This is a genomic window from Woeseia oceani (assembly GCF_001677435.1).
Lineage (GTDB): Bacteria > Pseudomonadota > Gammaproteobacteria > Steroidobacterales > Woeseiaceae > Woeseia > Woeseia oceani.
Map to the genome: position 1 here is coordinate 3499765 of NZ_CP016268.1, position 18499 is coordinate 3518263.

21 protein-coding genes are annotated in these 18499 nt (G+C 58.3%); 13 read left to right on the forward strand and 8 right to left on the reverse strand.

Features of this window, described 5'->3' with window-relative positions; genetic code table 11:
• Positions 1-52: 52 nt before the first annotated feature.
• Both dapF and BA177_RS15830 read right to left on the reverse strand, forming a co-directional pair.
• Positions 53-892, reverse strand: a complete 840-nt coding sequence (dapF, locus tag BA177_RS15825; protein WP_068617786.1) for a diaminopimelate epimerase — start codon at positions 890-892, stop codon at positions 53-55.
• Positions 885-2018, reverse strand: coding sequence for an amidohydrolase (locus BA177_RS15830; RefSeq protein WP_068617788.1), 1134 nt, complete (start codon positions 2016-2018; stop codon positions 885-887). The genes dapF and BA177_RS15830 overlap by 8 nt, the downstream gene beginning before the upstream one ends.
• Before the next feature lie 110 nt (positions 2019-2128).
• Between BA177_RS15830 and BA177_RS15835 the strand changes: the two genes are divergently transcribed.
• Positions 2129-2833 carry an alanyl-tRNA editing protein gene (locus BA177_RS15835; protein WP_197493162.1) on the forward strand — a complete coding sequence of 235 codons (705 nt, stop codon included), beginning with the start codon at positions 2129-2131 and terminating at the stop codon, positions 2831-2833.
• A 145-nt stretch (positions 2834-2978) separates the two neighbouring features.
• Complete coding sequence (locus BA177_RS15840) at positions 2979-4295, forward strand: DUF418 domain-containing protein (protein WP_068617791.1); 1317 nt, start codon at positions 2979-2981, stop codon at positions 4293-4295.
• A gap of 48 nt (positions 4296-4343) precedes the next feature.
• On the opposite strand, the gene BA177_RS15845 is transcribed toward BA177_RS15840, so the two are convergent.
• The 5 genes from BA177_RS15845 to BA177_RS15865 form a co-directional block, all read right to left on the reverse strand.
• Positions 4344-5336 (reverse strand): DUF1028 domain-containing protein, encoded by a 993-nt coding sequence (locus tag BA177_RS15845; protein WP_068617793.1) that lies wholly within the window; start codon positions 5334-5336, stop codon positions 4344-4346.
• A 45-nt stretch (positions 5337-5381) separates the two neighbouring features.
• Positions 5382-5756 (reverse strand): hypothetical protein, encoded by a 375-nt coding sequence (locus BA177_RS15850; RefSeq protein ID WP_156762859.1) that lies wholly within the window; start codon positions 5754-5756, stop codon positions 5382-5384.
• Positions 5757-5849: 93 nt separating this feature from the next.
• The gene (locus tag BA177_RS15855; protein ID WP_068617797.1) at positions 5850-6380 is read right to left on the reverse strand and encodes a DUF937 domain-containing protein; all 531 of its coding nucleotides are present in this window, start codon (positions 6378-6380) and stop codon (positions 5850-5852) included.
• 28 nt (positions 6381-6408) lie between these two features.
• Entirely contained in the window at positions 6409-6855 is a 447-nt protein-coding gene (gene lysM, locus BA177_RS15860) for a peptidoglycan-binding protein LysM (protein ID WP_068617799.1), read from the reverse strand.
• Between the two features lie 103 nt (positions 6856-6958).
• Entirely contained in the window at positions 6959-7627 is a 669-nt protein-coding gene (locus tag BA177_RS15865; protein ID WP_068617801.1) for a 5-formyltetrahydrofolate cyclo-ligase, read from the reverse strand.
• A gap of 336 nt (positions 7628-7963) precedes the next feature.
• Here BA177_RS15865 and BA177_RS15875 point away from each other — a divergent pair, with 336 nt between their 5' ends.
• The 10 genes from BA177_RS15875 (at position 7964) to mscL (ending at position 15547) form a co-directional block, all read left to right on the forward strand.
• Complete coding sequence (locus BA177_RS15875; RefSeq protein ID WP_068617805.1) at positions 7964-8164, forward strand: dodecin family protein; 201 nt, start codon at positions 7964-7966, stop codon at positions 8162-8164.
• 151 nt (positions 8165-8315) lie between these two features.
• On the forward strand, positions 8316-8723 hold the full coding sequence (locus tag BA177_RS15880; protein ID WP_068617808.1) for a DUF4332 domain-containing protein: 408 nt from the start codon (positions 8316-8318) through the stop codon (positions 8721-8723).
• Between the two features lie 74 nt (positions 8724-8797).
• Positions 8798-9124: a hypothetical protein gene (locus tag BA177_RS15885; protein WP_156762860.1), complete on the forward strand. Its 327-nt coding sequence runs from the start codon at positions 8798-8800 to the stop codon at positions 9122-9124.
• 132 nt (positions 9125-9256) lie between these two features.
• The gene (locus tag BA177_RS15890) at positions 9257-9664 is read left to right on the forward strand and encodes an Hpt domain-containing protein (RefSeq protein WP_082990185.1); all 408 of its coding nucleotides are present in this window, start codon (positions 9257-9259) and stop codon (positions 9662-9664) included.
• Between the two features lie 186 nt (positions 9665-9850).
• Entirely contained in the window at positions 9851-10567 is a 717-nt protein-coding gene (locus BA177_RS15895; protein WP_068617812.1) for a response regulator transcription factor, read from the forward strand.
• Positions 10568-10569: 2 nt separating this feature from the next.
• Positions 10570-11130, forward strand: coding sequence for a hypothetical protein (locus BA177_RS15900; protein ID WP_068617814.1), 561 nt, complete (start codon positions 10570-10572; stop codon positions 11128-11130).
• Positions 11131-11155: 25 nt separating this feature from the next.
• A complete protein-coding gene (locus BA177_RS15905) occupies positions 11156-12859 on the forward strand; it encodes an OmpA family protein (protein ID WP_068617816.1) in 1704 nt (567 codons plus the stop codon).
• Positions 12856-13383 (forward strand): Rab family GTPase, encoded by a 528-nt coding sequence (locus BA177_RS15910; protein WP_068617818.1) that lies wholly within the window; start codon positions 12856-12858, stop codon positions 13381-13383. The genes BA177_RS15905 and BA177_RS15910 overlap by 4 nt, the downstream gene beginning before the upstream one ends.
• A complete protein-coding gene (locus tag BA177_RS15915) occupies positions 13380-14954 on the forward strand; it encodes an ATP-binding response regulator (protein ID WP_068617820.1) in 1575 nt (524 codons plus the stop codon). Before BA177_RS15910 ends, BA177_RS15915 begins: the two co-directional genes overlap by 4 nt.
• A 176-nt stretch (positions 14955-15130) precedes the next feature.
• The gene (gene mscL, locus BA177_RS15920) at positions 15131-15547 is read left to right on the forward strand and encodes a large conductance mechanosensitive channel protein MscL (RefSeq protein WP_068617822.1); all 417 of its coding nucleotides are present in this window, start codon (positions 15131-15133) and stop codon (positions 15545-15547) included.
• Positions 15548-15722: 175 nt separating this feature from the next.
• Here the strand turns inward: mscL and BA177_RS15925 are convergent, their stop codons facing one another.
• Positions 15723-16874, reverse strand: a complete 1152-nt coding sequence (locus BA177_RS15925) for a GGDEF domain-containing protein (protein WP_068617824.1) — start codon at positions 16872-16874, stop codon at positions 15723-15725.
• A 323-nt stretch (positions 16875-17197) separates the two neighbouring features.
• Between BA177_RS15925 and BA177_RS15930 the strand changes: the two genes are divergently transcribed.
• Positions 17198-18496, forward strand: a complete 1299-nt coding sequence (locus BA177_RS15930; protein ID WP_068617826.1) for a phosphoribosylglycinamide synthetase C domain-containing protein — start codon at positions 17198-17200, stop codon at positions 18494-18496.
• Positions 18497-18499: the final 3 nt, after the last annotated feature.

An 18499-nucleotide genomic window follows, 5' to 3' on the forward strand; every position in this document is an offset into this window, starting at 1 on the left:
GGCACACCTCGTTGGATTGCTGTTGCGATTCAGCGGCAACTCACTACAAAAATCACGGCTCGTATAACATCCCGGCAAAACTGAATGCCACCGGCCCTGTCATCACAGCTACATCGTCATCGCGAATTTCGATCTGCACATCGCCCCCTGGCAGGCTCACAGTGACTTGCGCCGCCGTGGTCAAGCCGCGCGCTCGCGCTGCGAACACGGCCGCACAAGCGCCGCTGCCACATGCCATGGTCAGCCCGGCGCCACGCTCGAAAACGACGAGGCGGATTCGGTCGTTATTCAGCAACTGCGCAATACCAACATTTGCCTGCTGCGGAAACACCGGATTCTGCTGTATCACCGGTCCCAGCGTTCTGATGTCGATGGCATCCAGATCGTCAACAAAGAATACCGCGTGTGGATTGCCCACATTGACAGCGGCCGGGTCCTGCAACTCGCCCGCGCCTATGCCGAGATGCAGGGTGTCTTCAGCCGCAGCGAGCGGGATCCGTTGCCAATCCATGCTCACCTTGCCCATCTCGCAACGCACCTGTTGATCTCCGGCCCGGTCACAACGCAACACGCCGGCCCGCGTTTCGAGCAGCACGCTGTCGCTGCCCGTCTCCTCAAGAAGCAACCACGCCACACAGCGAGTCGCGTTGCCGCAGGCTTCCGCTTCCCGCCCGTCAGTGTTCAGAATGCGCATGAATGCCAGCGCGGAATCTGCCTGCTCAATAAGTATGAGCTGGTCCGCGCCAACCCCGGTTTGCACATCGCAAATTCGAACAATCTCCTCGACAGCCGGCGACCAGGCATCGTTACGCACGTCCACGATCACGAAATGATTGCGCAGGCCGTGCATTTTTATGAACGGCCGTCCGTCGCGCCGCACAGACTCAGTCATGATTGTTGCTGCCGAGGCATATATCGATAATTTTCAGGAACACGTGCGCACCTTGCTGTAGCAGAGCATCGGGGAAATCGTAATCGTCATTGTGCAATGCCGGCACCGTTTCGCCGGCGCCGAGACCGAAGAAAGCGCCAGCACCCAACTGGGTAAACCGGCCGAAGTCTTCCGACCAGCGAAACGGTTCGGCTATTTCAGCCAGCGACATTCCAACGGATGCCTGCCTGACAATATCCACGGCCGCCGGTGAATTCACCGTCGCATCAAACACGTCCTGGTAGTCAATGTCGAACTGCAGGCCGCAACGCCCGGCCTCATGCCGCACAAGGGTTTCGAAATGTTGCACCAGGCGACGCATCGTCGCATCGGTTTCCGCGCGTAGCGTCACGCAGACTTCCGCCGCAGCGGGCGCCATCCCGAAGTTCGGGCCGCCCATGCTCACCCCGACCACCGTCGCAAGAACCAGCTCATCCGCGGCGAGCGCGGCTGCCACGTTGTCGCTGGCGTCGAGGATACGGGCCACTGCGGCTGCCGGACTGCTGCCGGTTTCCGGTTGGGCCGCGTGCGCGGCCTTGCCCGTCAGGCGCACCCGCATGCCTCGCGAGGCGCAGGAAAACGTTCCTTCACGCACGATGATCTGGCCTGCTGGAAAACCCGGCACGTTGTGCAGACCGAAAACCAGATCGGGGCGAATCCTGAAAAATTGCGGATCAGCTGTGACCTGCTGCGCGCCGACTCCGGTTTCCTCCGCTGGCTGGTATAGCAGTACAACCCGCCCCCTTGCCGGCCGTTGTCGGGCAAGCCGCTCGCCAACCATCGCCAGAATGGCCATGTGACCGTCGTGGCCGCACTTGTGGGATACGCCCATGCGGGTTGAATGCCACGGCAGATCGGCCGACTCCTGCACCGGCAAAGCGTCCAGCTCACAGCGCAACATGAGCGTGTCACCCGCCACCCCGGAGTCGAATACGAAAGCGACACCGCTGCCGCCCAGCCCGCTGAACACGGCGTCCGGCCAGAGTGGCGCGAAAAAATCACGGATGCGCGCGGCTGTCGCATGCTCGGAACCCGACAGATCGGGGCAGGCATGCAGCGAGTGGCGCAATTGCAGTGCAGCAGTCATGGCCGCGGATGATGTCAGGATGCGTGGCCGCTGTCAGCTGCCGGCGTTGCCCTCTCCTGCTTCGACAGAGTAAATTGTTTTGGACACTCACTGCGCACAGGAAACCTGAAATGAGCATGACGGAAACCTTGTTTCGTGACGACGCCTATCTTCGCGACTGCGAAGCCACGGTGCTGGATGTCGAAGGTAACGCGGTCATACTTGATCGAACGGTGTTCTATGCCATGGGCGGCGGGCAACCCGGGGATACCGGCATCTTGCGCTGGGACGGCGGCGAAGCCACCGTGGTCGACACCCGTTACGGCGACCGCGGTGCCATTCGGCATATCCTTGAGAGCGAAGCGGATGCACCGCCGGCCGGCATAGGAATAAAAGCGATCGTGGACTGGGATCGCCGCTACCGCCATATGCGCATGCACACGGCACTGCACCTGCTGGGAACGGTACTCCAGTACGGGGTGACCGGCGGCAATATCGCCGCGGATCGCAGCCGACTCGACTTTGACATGCAGGACACTGTCGACAAAGACGCTGTCACCGCCAAACTGCAGGCTCTGGTGGATGCCGACACGCCCGTCACTTCGCGCTGGATCACTGATGAAGAACTTGCCGCGCAACCCGAGCTCGTGCGAACCATGTCAGTACAACCGCCCAAAGGCGCCGGCAAGATCCGCTTGCTGGAGATCGAGGGTATCGACTTGCAACCGTGCGGTGGCACTCACCTGCGATCAACCGGCGAGGTAGGCGCGATAGTCGTCAGCAAAGTGGAGAAAAAGGGTAGTCGAAACCGCCGCGTGTATATCGAACTGCCCTGACCCAGCCCCGATCATCGCGGATGGGCCTTGCAGGCGACCAGCGGCTTTTGCACCCAGCCGATGAAATAACCGCGCCGGACCGGTCAGTCTGTGGCGGCCGTTCGGCTATGCTCCGACTCCGCCAGATAATAACGCGAGCAAGGCAATGAGCACCCAACCCATCCCGGCAACCCCGGATCAGATTCCCGGTCCCGTCACACTGGCGGAACGCTTCGGCACGATCGATACCCTGCGGGGCGTCGCCGTGCTCGGTATCCTGATCATGAACATCTACGGCTTTGCGATGCCCTTCGCGGCCTACAGCAATCCGCTCGTGATGGGTGGCATGGAGTGGTACAACATCGGCACGTGGTTCGCGACCCACGTCATCGCCGACCAGAAATTCATGACCATCTTCTCGATGTTGTTCGGTGCAGGCATCGTGCTCATGTGGGAACGGGCCAGGGCCCGCGACGCGAAATTCGGTCGCATTTACTACCGTCGGATGTTCTGGCTGCTGGTGATCGGGCTGATCCATGGCTACCTGATCTGGTTTGGCGACATCCTGTTTCACTACGCATTGATGGGCATGCTCATCTACCCGATGCGCAAGTTGCAGGCTCGTACGCTGATAATCGTCGCCTGTCTGTTGCTGCCGGTCGCGCTGCTATTGAATCACGGTGGCTACATCTACCTTTCCGACCTGCAAAGCCGGACCGCGAACATCACGGCCCTGCAGCAAGCCGGCGAAACGATCAGCGAAGAGCAGCAGGCCAGCCTCGACGAATGGGCAGAAATCGGTGCCTTCCTGGAACCCAGTGACGAAACGCTGCAGGAAGATCTGGATGCCTATCTCGGCACTTACGGAGATGCTGTCAAGCACCGGGCGCCGATTCTGCAGGCCATGCAAATCAACATGACGATCTGGTTTGCGGTATGGCGCATCGGCGCGCTCATGCTGATCGGCATGGCGCTGATGAAACTCGGTGTGTTTTCCGGCAGCCGAACTCCCGGCTTTTACACGCGGCTGATGCTGATTGGCTACGGCATTGGCCTGCCTCTGTCGATATACAGCGCCATGGACTTGCACGCGCACGACTTCAGTGGTCTGTACATGATGCAGCGCGGCGGTATCGCGAACTACATCGGCAGCATCCTGGTGGCGCTGGGCCATATCGGTCTGGTCATAGGCATCGTTAAGAAAGGCGCGCTGCGTAATTTAAGCGCACGGTTTGCGGCGGTAGGTCGCATGGCATTCAGCAACTACCTCATGCACTCCATCGTGATGACCACCATTTTCTACGGCCACGGGCTGGGCCTGTATGGCAGCGTTCCGCGCGCTGCGCAGATGCTGTTTGTTGCCGGCATGCTGGGTCTGCAACTGCTACTCAGCCCCTGGTGGCTGGCACGCTATCGGTTCGGACCGGCGGAGTGGCTGTGGCGCTCACTGACCTACTGGCAACGGCAGCCTATGAAAGCATGAGGCAGCGTGTGGTCGTGCAGGAAAACTGCGCCATGTCCGGTACCGAAGCTAGTCGACGGCCAGTATGCGCTGCATCAAGGCCGGATCATCGGGCAGCAAGTCCGACGCCGGCAAGCGTTGCACCAGTTCGCGCCACAGCGGCCACATGGCGAAGGCTTCGCTGAACAAGGGCAAGGATTCGTCCACTTTGCCGTCAGCGGCCAGCGTCGCGGCGTGCCAGAAAATCATCTCGTGACTGTCCGGCACCAGCGCTGACGCCGCGCGGTAGGCCACCGTCGCCCGCTCACTGTCACCGTTGGCCATGTACTCATCGCCTTCGTTCATCAACCGGTAGGCGCGTGCCATCACCAGCAGGCGGCGCAGCTCGACCAGCGGTTCGGGGTGATCTTCTATGCGCAAGTCGAACAGCCGGCCACCCCAGGCAGGTTGCGAGGCATCACCACTGACCACCAGCAGTGCAGCCGATTGCTGGCCGCGAATATCACCGCCGTCAGCCTGAGCCGCTTCCAGCGCCGCCAGCATGCGCTCGGCAAGATCGCCTTGCGATGCGAGATAGGCCCGCTGCATCGCCGCACATACCGTCGGTTTCCACATCAGGTTGGCCTGCACGGTGTAGCCGTCGCCGGCGGCATCGCAATGCGCATCAATGGCCTTCTCACCGGTGTGGGTCGCCACCACGCCGTTGGCATCGACCATGCCGACCTGACGAACGTCGGCGTTGCCATCCGCTGCGAGCAATGCCATCAGCGCCTGTTCTGCCGATTTTCCGGCGCTCATCAGCTGCAAGCCCAGCGGCCCGTAATTCGGATCGACGAAAGACTGGGTCGCTACGGCACCGACGCCCGGCTGTGCCCAGGACACAATGGAGCCGACGGAAAACCAGTGCGACTGCACGGCCACGCCGAGTTCCCCGGTCGCGGCATCGCGCGCAACAATGGAGTAGGTATGCACCGGCCGCAGTGTATTGCTGTCGGCCAGGGCGAGCGGCGTGCTGCTCAGCGCCAGTATCGCAACGAGTGCAAGACAAACGGATTTGTTCATGGTGACCTCGTCAGATGACGATTGATTGAGCGGCAAGCGAATGGCTCAGCGCGGCGTGTACTGTTCAGCCTCTTCGCGCGTGAGTTCTTCTACCTTCAGATCCCAGCGCGCGAGGGTTGAACTGATTCTGAACCGGTACCGGCCGCTTTCCCGAAACAATCTGACGCCGTTGCCGGGACGCTTGGTCTGCAGAATCAGTCCCTTGTGAAAACCGGTACCGCCGTCAACCAACGAGATTTCGATCGCCATTGACCCCTGGAACTCGCTGTTCACACGCCAGTCCAGTATCCACGGTGCCGTCACCTCGAACTCGGCGGTGGTGAATGAACCACTACCCGAATATTTTGCGACCTGTTCTTTGCTCGAGACACTCAGGCTGAGCGCGATGCCCAGCATGATTGCGAGTAGCCTTCTTGTCATCTCGTTTCCTGTCTCCAAAACGGCGTCTGGCGGCCACCACGGCCGCCAGCAATACCGGCACTCTAACAAAGGCGCCGCAACAGGGAAAACGGATCAGAAGAACTTGCGAGCAAGTCCGATTACGTCACCCAAAGGGTTGCCTTTGTCATCGCCACCCAGAAGACTCGTCAACGCGGCCAGCCCGCCTGCGCCGTTGCCGGACTTTTCTTCTGTTGCCCGCCCCATCGCGCCCATGGCGAGGCCGGCGATCAGCGGCAATGCCTTCTTGATGAGACCGGTATCGAAGCCGGTTTGTTCCGCCGCGCTTGCCGCCACGTTGCGACTGACATCCTTGCTGCCGAACAAGTGGCCAAGTATGCGATTACCATCCTCGCGGGTCTCTTCTTTTTCGAGCAGCTCGGGGTTTTTCAGGTAACGTTCGTGGCCGCCATTGGCAAGCGCTTTCTGCAGACTGGCCAGGCCACCCGCGGACGCGGCTTGCTTTTGCATGCCGCCCTGCAACGCAGGTCCCAGCGCCGCAATCAGTTTCTGGGCATCGGCTGTCGAGGAAAGGCCCAGTTGCCCGGCCAGCTTCTCGACACCAGCGTCACCGCCGGCACTCGACAATAATTTCAATAAGTCCATCGTATTTCCCCAGCTGATAGTCGGTTGTTCAGTCCAACGGAATGCGAATTTTCTGACCGGGGTAGATCCGGTCCGGGTTTTCAATTACATCGCGGTTTGCCTCGAAGATACGCATGTATTTTCCGGCGCTGCCGTAAAACTGTTTGGCAATTTTGCCCAGCGTGTCACCGCTCTTGATTTCGTAAATCTCGTCTTTTGATTCCGGCTCTTCCGGTTTCGGCGCGGGCGCAGTCAACCCGTCAGCGATGACCTTTTCGACGCCTTTGACATTGCCGGCTATCAGAATCGCCATTTCTCGGGTTTTCTGATTGTCACAATCGCCACACACGGTAGCCACACCATCGTCGAAATCGACCGTTATATTTTTGATACCGGTCATTTTGACTTCGAGGTGTTGTTTGATGTTGTCGGCAGCCTCTGCGTCCGTATCGAACAGCTGGCGGCCAACATCTTTCGCGAAATCGAACAAGCCCATAGCTTTCCCCTTGCTGTGTTTGTTTCAGGTGATGACTCTAGTCCGATTACGGACCATGTGCAGTGAACAATTGTTACACCCCCTGGCAATGCGATCGGCAGCACTAGGTACGGCTGGCAAATTCCTCCACACCCTGCTCGGTAACGACGGCATTCATGGGTATATCGTGCGGCTGCGGGTAAATGCTGCGTAAGGCGCCAAAATGATCGCCAACGGCGATCAGCTGCGGCATGCGAGCCATGGCCGGCAAACTGCGGTCGTAATAGCCGCCGCCATTGCCCAGTCGGTAACCGCCGCGGTCATAGCCGACAAACGGCGTGATTATTACGGCCGGTTCCACTTCGTCGCAGGCGGCCGGCGCCGGAATATTCAGCAAATCCGGCCGCAGTTCGTCACCAGGGCACCAGCTACGGAAGCTGAGCGCCGCATCGCGCCTGACTACTGCCGGCAAAGCCAGCCGCCAGCCCCGCCCGGCCGCCTGCGAATACCAGCGTCGCAGGTCAGGTTCCCCCCGAATCGGCCAATAGACAGCAATGAGCGGCTGCTCGCCGCTGCCGATCAGCGCCAGCAGGTATTGATCCAGATGCGCCATGATCGATTGATCGTGGCTCAGCCGCGCGGCGGAATCCATAGCACGGCGCTGTGCCAGCAAGCGTTTCCGCTCATTGTCACGCCAACTCGCTATATCGGCCGCAACGGACGTGTGCTCACCGGTCTGCCAATCCTGCAAGGAACAGGGTGGCGAGGCGTATTCCTTTTCTGGCTCATTCATGGGCTTCAGGCCGAAAAATCGTCGACTGTGAGTCAGCGCGGGTAGCGCGCCGCCAGCTTTGCGATTGACTAATCATTGAACGGCTGTTGTTGCGCGTCAAGTAACGCCAGCACCGATGCGCAGCATCAGGCACCAGGAACGTGGCATTCGTAGCAATTGCGGCCTGTCCCGGCCCATCTGCAATGCATTTATTGCAAATCGGCGCGAGCCGAGTAGCGTAACCAATGTTCACATTCAGAAGCAGCACCGCCTGTTATTGTGCTTCACGATAATGTGCGGTCACGCACGACTCACTGCGATGGCAATCGCCAAACACCCGAAAACAGGAGAATTGCAATGTCAGTAGCACGCGTCACGGAGCTTACTTCGTCGTCAAAAATGAGTTTTGAAGATGCCATAGAGAACGGCATCAAACGCGCCAGCGAGACGCTGGAAAATATCGAAGGTGCCTGGGTTCAGGACATGAAGGTCACCTGCAAGAACGGCAAGATTGATGAGTACCGCGTCAACCTGAAGGTAACGTTCGTCCTGCGTTAAGCACTCTGTTCGCCGACCGGCGCTTTGTGAAATATTGTCAACAAAAGCGCGCCACGAAGATATCGGCTTAGACTGCAATTCGAAGGAAGAACCGTCCACACAGCCGTAGCAACGACTGCGTATCAATACCAAACATATATTGGAGCAAGAAATGGCAAAGAGAATCGAAGACATCGAGGGCATCGGCCCCAAAACGGGAGCGATTCTTCGTAAGAACGGCGTGAGCAGCGTCGACAAACTGCTGAAAGCAGGCAGCGACAAGAAAGGCCGGGCGAAACTCGCAGAACAAACCCAGCTTAGCGAGTCGCTCATTCTGAAATGCGTCAACATGGCTGATCTGTTTCGCATCAAAGGCGTAGCAAGCCAGTACGCTGAACTGCTGGAAGGCGCTGGCGTTGATACCGTCAAAGAGCTGAAGCACCGCAATGCTGAGAATCTTGCCGCTAAAATGGAAGAAGTGAACAAGGCCAAACGCCTCGTTCGCAAGGTTCCTTCGGAAAAAGTGATCTCGTCCTGGATCGAACAGGCCAAATCACTGCCCGCAACAATCACCTACTAGAGCAATCGCCGATGCGTTGCCGGTACGCTGAAAAGCGCGTTACCGGTAGCGCAGCCCGATAGCGGAGAAACGTTATGCGCGCTCCCACACAACTGCTGTCTGTTTTGGCCCTGATCCTGACCGCCACTGCCTGCAGCAAGAACAACGACGACTCGGCAACCAGCATGAAGATGGAAAAAGCCGCCGCAGCCGTGAAAGAGAAGAGTGTCGAAATGGGCGAAGCTGCGCAGGACATGGCGAAATCGGCTGCCAGTGACATTGCATCGGCAGCAGACGATGTACGTGATGAGGCCGCGGAGCTGGCTGAGCAGACCATGGAAGCGGCCGAAGATGCTGAACAAGCGGCCCGCGATAAAGCCAACGAGCTGGCAGAAGCTGCCAAACGGAAGTTAAACCAATAATTCCGGAACCTTACCTGACGCGCCAACAACCGAAGGCTTTGCTTGCAATACCGTTGGCCCTGTCACTAATCCGGATCCGCGCGCAGGAACCGACACAATGGACGCACTGGACAGGCTTCAGAGCCGGGTACGATGCAATCCACGGCGACGGATCGCCACCTGCCATTGTGCGAGGCAATTGCAACCATGGATCATAGTCAGGAAAACTACGCCGAACGGCACGGCCGTGTGCCGGGGAGTATGTCAGCCATGACCACCGTCGATATCGCCGACCCGTTCGCCCGGCAATTGATGGCCCGCTACCTCAGCCATCGGCAGCAAGACCTCATCGAGATGCGCCGCGCCGTGGCGAATGACGATTTCGACACAATCAAACTGACCGGCCACAACATGCATGGCTCGGGCAGTGCCTACGGCCTGGATCGTATCTCGGAGCTCGGTGCCGGCCTGGAAACTGCGGCAATTCGTCAGGATCGGCAGGCCATTTCCGGCCTGATTGACGATCTGGAACGATTTGTCCGGGAACTGAGCATCGCTTGATATAGCAGGCCTCAGGCCACCCAATGACCTCTTTTTGCCCGGGATGCCGCCACCACCACCCCCTCAATAGCGTTCTATCCCCCGACAGATGCCGGTAACATCGGTGCTGCCAAGACCCGCCTGTCTTCAGAAAAATCAGAACAACCGGGTCTGGCCGTTAATTGAGAACGCGGCGGAGAGGGAAAATTGCGTATCGCACTACTTGAGGACGACCCGGACCAGGTCGCTATTCTGACCCTGTGGCTCGAACACTCCGAGCACACCGTCGCCGCCTTCGGCAATGGCAGCGACTTCCTGCGCAACGTCCGACGCGACAGCTACGATTTGTACATACTGGATTGGATGCTGCCGGACATGTCCGGCCTGGATGTGCTCGCGCGCTTGCGCGGTGAACTCAAAATCTTCACGCCGGTTCTGATTGCGACCGTCAAGAACGAAGAACGCAATGTCGTGCAGGCACTGGAAACCGGCGCTGACGACTACCTGGTGAAGCCAATGCGCCAGCGCGAATTACTGGCGAGAGTCAATGCGTTGCTGCGCCGCGCAGGCGGCGGCCGGCCGCCGGAAGAGTCATTGCACGCGGAGCCGTATCTGCTCGATACACAGAAAAAACAAGCGGCCCTGAATGGCGAGAGCATCACTCTGACCAGTCGCGAATTCGACCTTGCGACCTTTTTTTTCCGAAACGCCGGGCGCGTGGTGTCACGCGCACATATACTGGAAGCAATCTGGGGCATCGAAAACTCAGGAATTACAACCAGAACGGTCGACACTCACATCAGTCGTTTGCGCAAGAAAATGCAGTTAAATGAAGCGAACGGCTGGAAATTATCGGCTATTTACCAGCATGGCTATCGGCTTGAGAGAACCGATGTCAACGAACAACAGCAAGAGGCGCACTGACAATGCCCAAAAAAGCCAGTCAGGGAAACAAAGCAGACGCAACGGATGAAGCGAATGCCAATGTCGACAAGATTCGGGATATCTTGTTCGGTGGACAAATGCGTGACTACGAGCAGCGCTTTACCACGCTCGAGAAACGCCTTAGTCAGAACATAGAGAACGTCGGAAAAGATCTTGAACGGCGAATAGAACGACTCGACACCTTTGCAAAGCGAGAAATTGAAAAGCTGTCAGAGCAGATCAAGACTGAACGTAAAGACCGCATCGCGGACTCGAAACAGGGCTCGGGCGAGTTGAATGAATTCTCCAATCAGGTCGAGAGCTGGTTTGCTGAAGTCGAGGAAAAACTCACTGAGGAAGTCAAAGACATACGCGAAGCCGCCAACGAGCAGAACAACGAATTGACCGCATTGATGCGGCAAACCCAGGAACAACTGCAAGCCAGCCTCGATCGCCAAACGGGCGAACTGAGCGACAGCAAAGTGGCCAGGGAGGATCTCGCTGCGTTGCTGACAGAGGTCGCGCTGCGCCTCAACAAGGACTTCAAGCTGCCGAAGGCATGAGCCTTGCGGCTGGCGGGATTCGCCCGTGAATGACCTCGACGAACTGAAGAACCTGCTGTTCGGTGCTGAAAGGCAGGTACTTGAATCCATCAAGGACCGCGTGCAGATCCCGGAAGCGCGGGCCGCTGATATTGCGGCCGTCCTGCCTGAAGCCGTTCGTATCAGCCACGAGAAGGACGGCCAGCTGGTCGAGACCCTGAAAGACCCCGTGGAGCAGGTCCTGCGCGAGTCTTTTCGCGAGTCGCCGCAGGAATTCGGCGATGCGCTCTACCCCGTCATGGGCCCGGCCATACGCAAGTCCATCGCGCATACGCTCAAGGCCTTCGCACAACAGATCAATCAAACCCTGGAGTACAGCCTCACCCTGAAAGGGCTGAGCTGGCGATTCCGTGCAGCGCGAGCCGGCGTACCGTTCGCCAGCTATGTCATTCAGCAGTCTCTGCAGTACCGGGTTGAACAGGCCTACCTGATCAGCCGGGAAAATGGCTTGCTCATGAGCCATGTGCATCACGATGCGTCGCACATCAAAGACAGCGATGCAGTATCCGCCATGTTCACGGCAATTCAGGACTTCGTAAAAGAGTCCTTTTCACCGGACCGTTCCGGCCGACTCGAAACGGCCGATATGGGCGAGTTCACGCTATGGGCCGTACACGGCCCTCACGCGTTGCTGGTCTGCGTGATACGGGGTGTGCCGCCGCAAAGTCTCAGAAGTGACCTGAGTGCGATACTTGAGCGCCTGCATTTTCGCTACGGTGAGGCCATCAGGCACTACAAAGGCGAAACAGCGACGATCAGGGGTGTTGAAGTGGAATTGCAACGTTGCCTGCAATTTGAAGCGGCAAGACCTGCAAAAAATCGCAAGCGCAAGATCGCCTGGCCGCTGTTACTGATTCTGGTGGTGCTCATTGCTGCGGGCGCGTACGCGCTCTGGGCTGGTTGGCAACAGGCACAACGGCAACAGCAATTGGTCGCGGCTATCGACGCCACCCCGGGACTCTACGTCGGCGATATCCGGCGCGATGGTGATCGCTATGTCCTTAGCGGACTGCTTGACCCGCTGGCCGACAGCCTGGACGAAGTGGCCGCGCGTGCAGGACTCCAACCCGGACAGTTGCAGGGCGACCTGCGACCTTACCAGTCGCTGGACGCCAGCATGCGGCTGCGCCGCGCAACGAAATTGTTTGCACCGCCGGCCGGTATTCGCATGACGCAGCAGGGTAACGCTCTCGTGTTCAGCGGCACCGCGAGCAATACCTGGATCTCGGCCGCCCGCAATAAGGCCGGCATAATTGATACGGGCTGGGATGTTCAGTTTGCCGACGTGCAGGCCACAGAGTGGCTCGAATTGTCTGCACAAGTCGAGGCCCTCAACAACCGGCGCTTCCATTTCGAAACCAATGCCGAGTTGCTGCCTGAAGATGCAAACGAGCTGGCTCGCTACGTAACTGCGATGAGCGAACTGCTCACGCTTGCCAGGCGTGCCGGCGCGGCGATCAATGTTGCGGTAACCGGCCACACGGACGGTTTGGGCACCATCGGGTTCAACAATGCGCTCGCGGCCGAACGAACAGAGCGGGTGATCGCGGCGCTGCAGGCGGCCGGCATAGACCCTGCACGCGTACAGCGGGCCAGCGATATCGCCGAACCGGCACCCGGCGCCCTCGATCCGGAAAAACGGCGTGTGGATGTGAGCATTACGCTGACCTCGCCGGAGTTTGCGCAATGAGCGCACTGACCGCCAAGATCTGCATCATCGGTGATTTCGCCGTCGGCAAGACCAGCAGTATCGAACGCTTCGTCAACCAGCAGTTTTCCGAGAAATACCTGACCACTGTTGGGGTCAAGATCGACACCAAAGAAGTCCGGCTTGCGACGCTGAACAGCGATGTCAAACTGGTCATCTGGGATGTCGCCGGAACCGAGCGCTTCGGCGCACTTGAGTTTTCCTATTTGCGTGGTGCTGCCGGTTGCCTGCTGGTCGCTGATGGCACGCGCAGCCGAACCGTGCAGTCTGCCCTGCAACTGCAACAGCAGGTTGAACAGCGCTACGGTGACTTGCCGTTCGTGTTCATGCTGAATAAAGCAGACTTGATCGATTCGTGGGAAGTAAAAGACGGCTCACTTGAGAAGCTCGCCGGTAGTTTTCCTGACCTGTTTCTCACCAGTGCCAAGACCGGCCAGGACGTCGAAGCAGCTATTGAAAAACTCGCGTTCCGTATCGCCGAGCGCGAGCTGACCAATTCGAAATGACCTTGGCCGACGACATCGCCGGCTACCTGCAGGACGCATTTGTTCAACGTCACAGACCGTTTTGTATTTGTGTCGACCCGCAGCTGAAACTGACTGACTGGTGGGGTGATGGTGGAGAGTTTGGCTTTGTCGACTTGCAGCGCGGCCAGGACATGCTGGCGCAAGCACCGTTCCTGCACGGTCAGCTCGCCGATGAGTTAACCATACTGCCACACGTCTCGACTCCCCGTACCGGGCCGGTCGAGGTGCACATCATGCCTCGCGGTGACAACTATCTCGTCGTACTGTTGTCGAAAGACGCAGAGCATGCGGCAACGCAGGTACGGCAGCAGTCGGTCAACGAGGTGCGCCTGCTGCATGCGCACCAGCAGAAACTCATCGGCCGGCAACGCGAACTGATTGCCGAACTGATTGAAACCCGCGCGGAACTCGATCACCGCCGCCAGGAGGCGGAGCGGGCCAATGTTGCGAAAAGCCGCTTTATTGCGATGATGTCACACGAATTCCGTACACCACTGGCAGCGATCGCCAGCTACGCGGACCGTATTCTGGAAGCCGACAGCCACGCCGACGCGGCGCTCGATTGCGGTCGTGCAATCTCCCGCGCATCGCGGCACATGCTCGACATGATTAATTCAGTACTCGATGACGCCCGGCTTGAAGCCGGACGGACAACGTTGAACGTTCGAGTTCTCGTCATTCGATCGCTGATCGACGACCTTACGGCGATCATTGCACCGCTCGCCGGCGAAAAGGCGTTGTCGTTTGCTGCGCAACTGACCAGCCGGGTGCCGGAGTGCGTGACGGTGGACGATGGCCGCTTGCGGCAGATCTTGCTGAACCTGCTGGGCAATGCCGTGAAGTTCACGGACGACGGTCAGGTCAGTCTGGTTATCGACTGGCAAGACGGTCAGTTGATCGCCACCGTTGCTGACAATGGGCCCGGTATCGCAGCGGCCGATCAGGAACGGCTGTTCCGGGCATTCGAACGCGGCGTCCAGGATGACAGCACCATCGAGGGCAGCGGCCTTGGTCTGTCGATATCGGCACGACTCGCAAACATCATGGACGGTCGTCTTGCGATGGATTCGGACGTTGGCCGGGGCTGCACGGTCACGCTCACCGTTCCCGCCGCCGCCACCGAACGACCCAACGAGGAGCACTCGGCACTCGCACCGCCGGATACGCGCCTGCAAGCGCGCCGGCCCGCCGTCATCCTGATTTGTGACGATGACCCGGATATGCGCGCCATTCACGAGTACTACCTGACTCGTGCGGGCTACGAACTGCTGCTGGCCAGCGACAGCCGGACGGCCGTCGAGCTTGCTCTCAGTGAACAACCGGACCTGGTCCTGCTCGATATCAACACGCCGGGCATGAGCGGCATTGAAGCCGCGCAACTGCTGCGCCGCGAAGGCTTTACGGCACCCGTAGTCGCGCTCACAGCGTCAGATGCAAGCAAACTCGACCCCGACCTGTTCAACGAGCGGCTGCGCAAGCCGTTGCGCATGCCTGAATTGCTTGATGTACTCAACAAACATTTACAGGCGGCGGAACGATCCACTGACTAAGCGCACGTGCCGGACCGGTCGCGAATGTTAAAGATTGTGGCATGGTAGCCATTGCCGAACCGCGCTCTTATACAATTCGGCACAGTTGGGACAGACGGACACAACAATCGACTCGCCGCTACGGCGCAGCCTGTGATCGCTGGTAAGCGGTAAAAACAAAAACCAAGGGGAAAAAGATGTTAAGTGAATTCAAGAAATTTGCCATGCGTGGCAACGTAGTAGACATGGCTGTCGGCATTATCATCGGCGGCGCTTTTGGCAAGATCGTCGCCTCCATGGTTAACGATGTCATCATGCCACCGCTCGGCCTGTTATTGGGCAATGTTGATTTCAGCCAGTTGTTTATCAACCTGTCTGATCAGCCCTACGAGACGCTCGCTGCGGCTCAGGAAGCCGGAGCGGCGACGATTAACTACGGGATGTTTATCAACGCAACCGTCAACTTCGTGATCGTCGCGTTCGCGATCTTCATGCTGATCAAAGGCATGAACTCGATGAAGAAGAAGGAAGAAGAAAAGCCGGCGGAGCCAGCGAAACCGTCCGCTGAAGTGGAATTGCTGACCGAAATTCGTGACTCGCTGAAGAGTCGCTAGAACAGCACGTCACTCGTCATACAAGAAGCCCCGCCAGCGTGCGGGGCTTTTTTTTGTTCAACAAGGTCTGCTTGTGCGTGCGTAGCGGAATGACAGGCTCAGGACGGCGAGTTGCCGCATTGCTGTCGTGGTGTTTCACTGCAGTCCGACGGGCAAAGTGCCGGCAAGCGCACAGTTAATCCTGAGCTTGACTGGCTCGAATTTCCTGCCTGCCGGTAGCGCCCAGCGGACTCTCCGCAAACATTTTGCGTATCCGCTGCGTGTCCGCAATTCCGGTACGTGGATCAACGACGTGCACCTGGTTACGGCCCGCATTCTTGGCCGCGTAGCAGGCCGCATCAGCCAGCCTGAACAATGACCCCATGTCCTGGACCGCACTGGTCGGTGCCACGCCCACACTGATGCCCACTGAGTAATAGCTTCGCCCCCAGGCCAGGCGATAGCCGGAGACACTGTTGCGAACATTCTCCGCAACCTGCCGCGCACGTTCCATCGTGCAGTCGTTGAGGAAAATACAAAATTCGTCGCCGCCAAGGCGACCTACAATGCCTTTGCTACCGGTACATTCACCGATAATCCGCGCGATGTCGGCCAGCAACTTGTCGCCGGCCGCGTGGCCTGCGTCGTCGTTGACCTGTTTGAACAGGTCGAGGTCGCAAAACAGCAAGACGTGTCCATCGTGCTTCTGGTCAAGGATGCGCTCAACGGTCATTTCCGTTTCTGCGCGATTCAACAAACCCGTCAGTACATCAATACTGGCCTGGTACTTGAGCTGTTCCTTCGCCTTATGCAAAGAGTTAAGCAACGCGCCAACGTATGGGGGAATCAGGGCCAGCAGAATCAGAATATTGGCACTAAGCGTGCCCTGAGCCTGCCAGTAGTCGCTGAACCAGAACACCGCGCCGAAGCTGAGAAACGAAAGGACGGCACAGCCGTACAAATAAGCGTTGCCGTAGCGAAAGCCGTTGCCGAGAGTCACCAACAGGTAGATCGCCGCCACGCCAGCCGCAGCGCCTTCAGCGAGGTACATGGCTACTGATATGGCAGCAATATCGTGCAGCATGCCAATGATCCGGCGGATAACGGACGTGCCGGGGTTGATCAGTAAGGCAAGAGCAAGCGAGACGCTAATGAACATCGCGCCAGCCGTCGCCCAACGGGCCGGAGTGACGTATTCAGCGTTGTTCGTCGCCAGTGCGAAGTAATCGGAGAAAAAGTAACCTGTAGCCAGACTGACGATGACAAGGCGGATCATCGATTGGACGTGTTCCGCATCCGGACGGTTACTGAGCCGGCTGCGTATACTCTCGATGAACGACTCCGCCATCAGCCCTGCCCGAATATGCCGGCGAGCAGCGGATGTGGGAACGTTTGGCGATTGATGTGCTTCTTGGTCATGCTGGAACTGCGCTGCGTTGGTCAGTCAGGCAATATTACGGACTTCGAAAGGCGGATTTAGTGGCTTGGCGCACGTTTTCGACAATCGACGGGGCTGATTTACGCACTGACTCGGATTTTGATTGACTCGGTGCCACAATCAGCCTGACAGTCCCGCTCCGGCCAGCGGCCGAAGCCACTGCATCGCCAACCCAGATAGCCATATATGGTTGATAATAATCACTATCCAGATCCGTGGACACGAGGTCCCCTATGACGACTGCACCGCGCAAATTCCTGTTTGTCTCCATCGATGCCCTGATCAGTGATATCGCCTGGGCGGTCGCACGCGAAGGCAATGATGTTCGCTACTACATCGGCAATGAAACCGAACGCAGCATTGGCGACGGGTTCGTACCCAAAGTCGACGACTGGGAATCCCATGTCGACTGGGCCGACGTCATCGTTTTCGACGACGTGCTCGGACAAGGCGACCAGGCTGAGCGCTTGCGCGCCGCAGGGCACGCGGTCGTCGGCGGTACGGCGTATACCGACCGGCTTGAGGACGATCGTTCCTTTGGCCAGGAAGAACTCAAGAAGCATGGCGTATCCATTATTCCGTTTCAGGACTTTACGGATTTCGATACGGCGATCGCACATGTCGAGAAAAACCCCGGACCGTATGTCATCAAGCCAAGTGGCGAGGCGCAAAACATCAAGCGCCTGTTGTTCGTCGGGCAGGAAGACGACGGCAAAGACATCATTCACGTACTGCAGTCGTACAAAGCTGTCTACTCCGACACGGTGAAACAGTTCCAGCTGCAAAAGCGGGTGCGTGGCGTTGAAGTTGCCGTTGGCGCGTTTTTCAATGGCAAGACCTTCATGCAGCCGATCAACGTAAACTTCGAACACAAGTTGCTGTTCCCCGGCGACATTGGACCCGCGACCGGCGAAATGGGCACTTGCATGTACTGGAGCGGGCCCAATCGCATCTTCAGAGCGACACTGGCCAAACTGGAGGCTCGCCTCGCACAGGAAGGCTATGTCGGCTACATCGACGTCAATTGCATCGTCAATGGTCAGGGCATTTACCCGCTTGAGTTCACCGCACGCTTTGGCTATCCAACCATCAGTATTCAGGCGGACGGTTTGTCGTTGCCGGTTGGCGACTTCCTGCATGGCATGGCCACGGGAACCCTGACGCAGTTCAAGACGAAACGCGGCTTCCAGATTGGCTTGCGCGTTGTCGTGCCACCGTTCCCTTACAACGACCCGAAAACCTTCGAGGCGAACTCCAAGGATCGTGTGGTCATTTTCCGCAAGCCCAACTACGAAGGCATACACATTGAAGACGTGAAACTCGTGAACGGCGAATGGCTGATCACGGGGCACACGGGTGTCGTGCTAATCGTGACCGGGCAAGGCATTTCCGTGAAGCAGGCACAGGCACAGGCCTATCAGCGGGTAAAGAACATCCTGATTCCAAACATGTACTACCGCAAGGACATCGGTGATCGCTGGTTTGAGGACCACGACAAACTGCACTCATGGGGTTATTTGCGGGAGAGTTGAGGG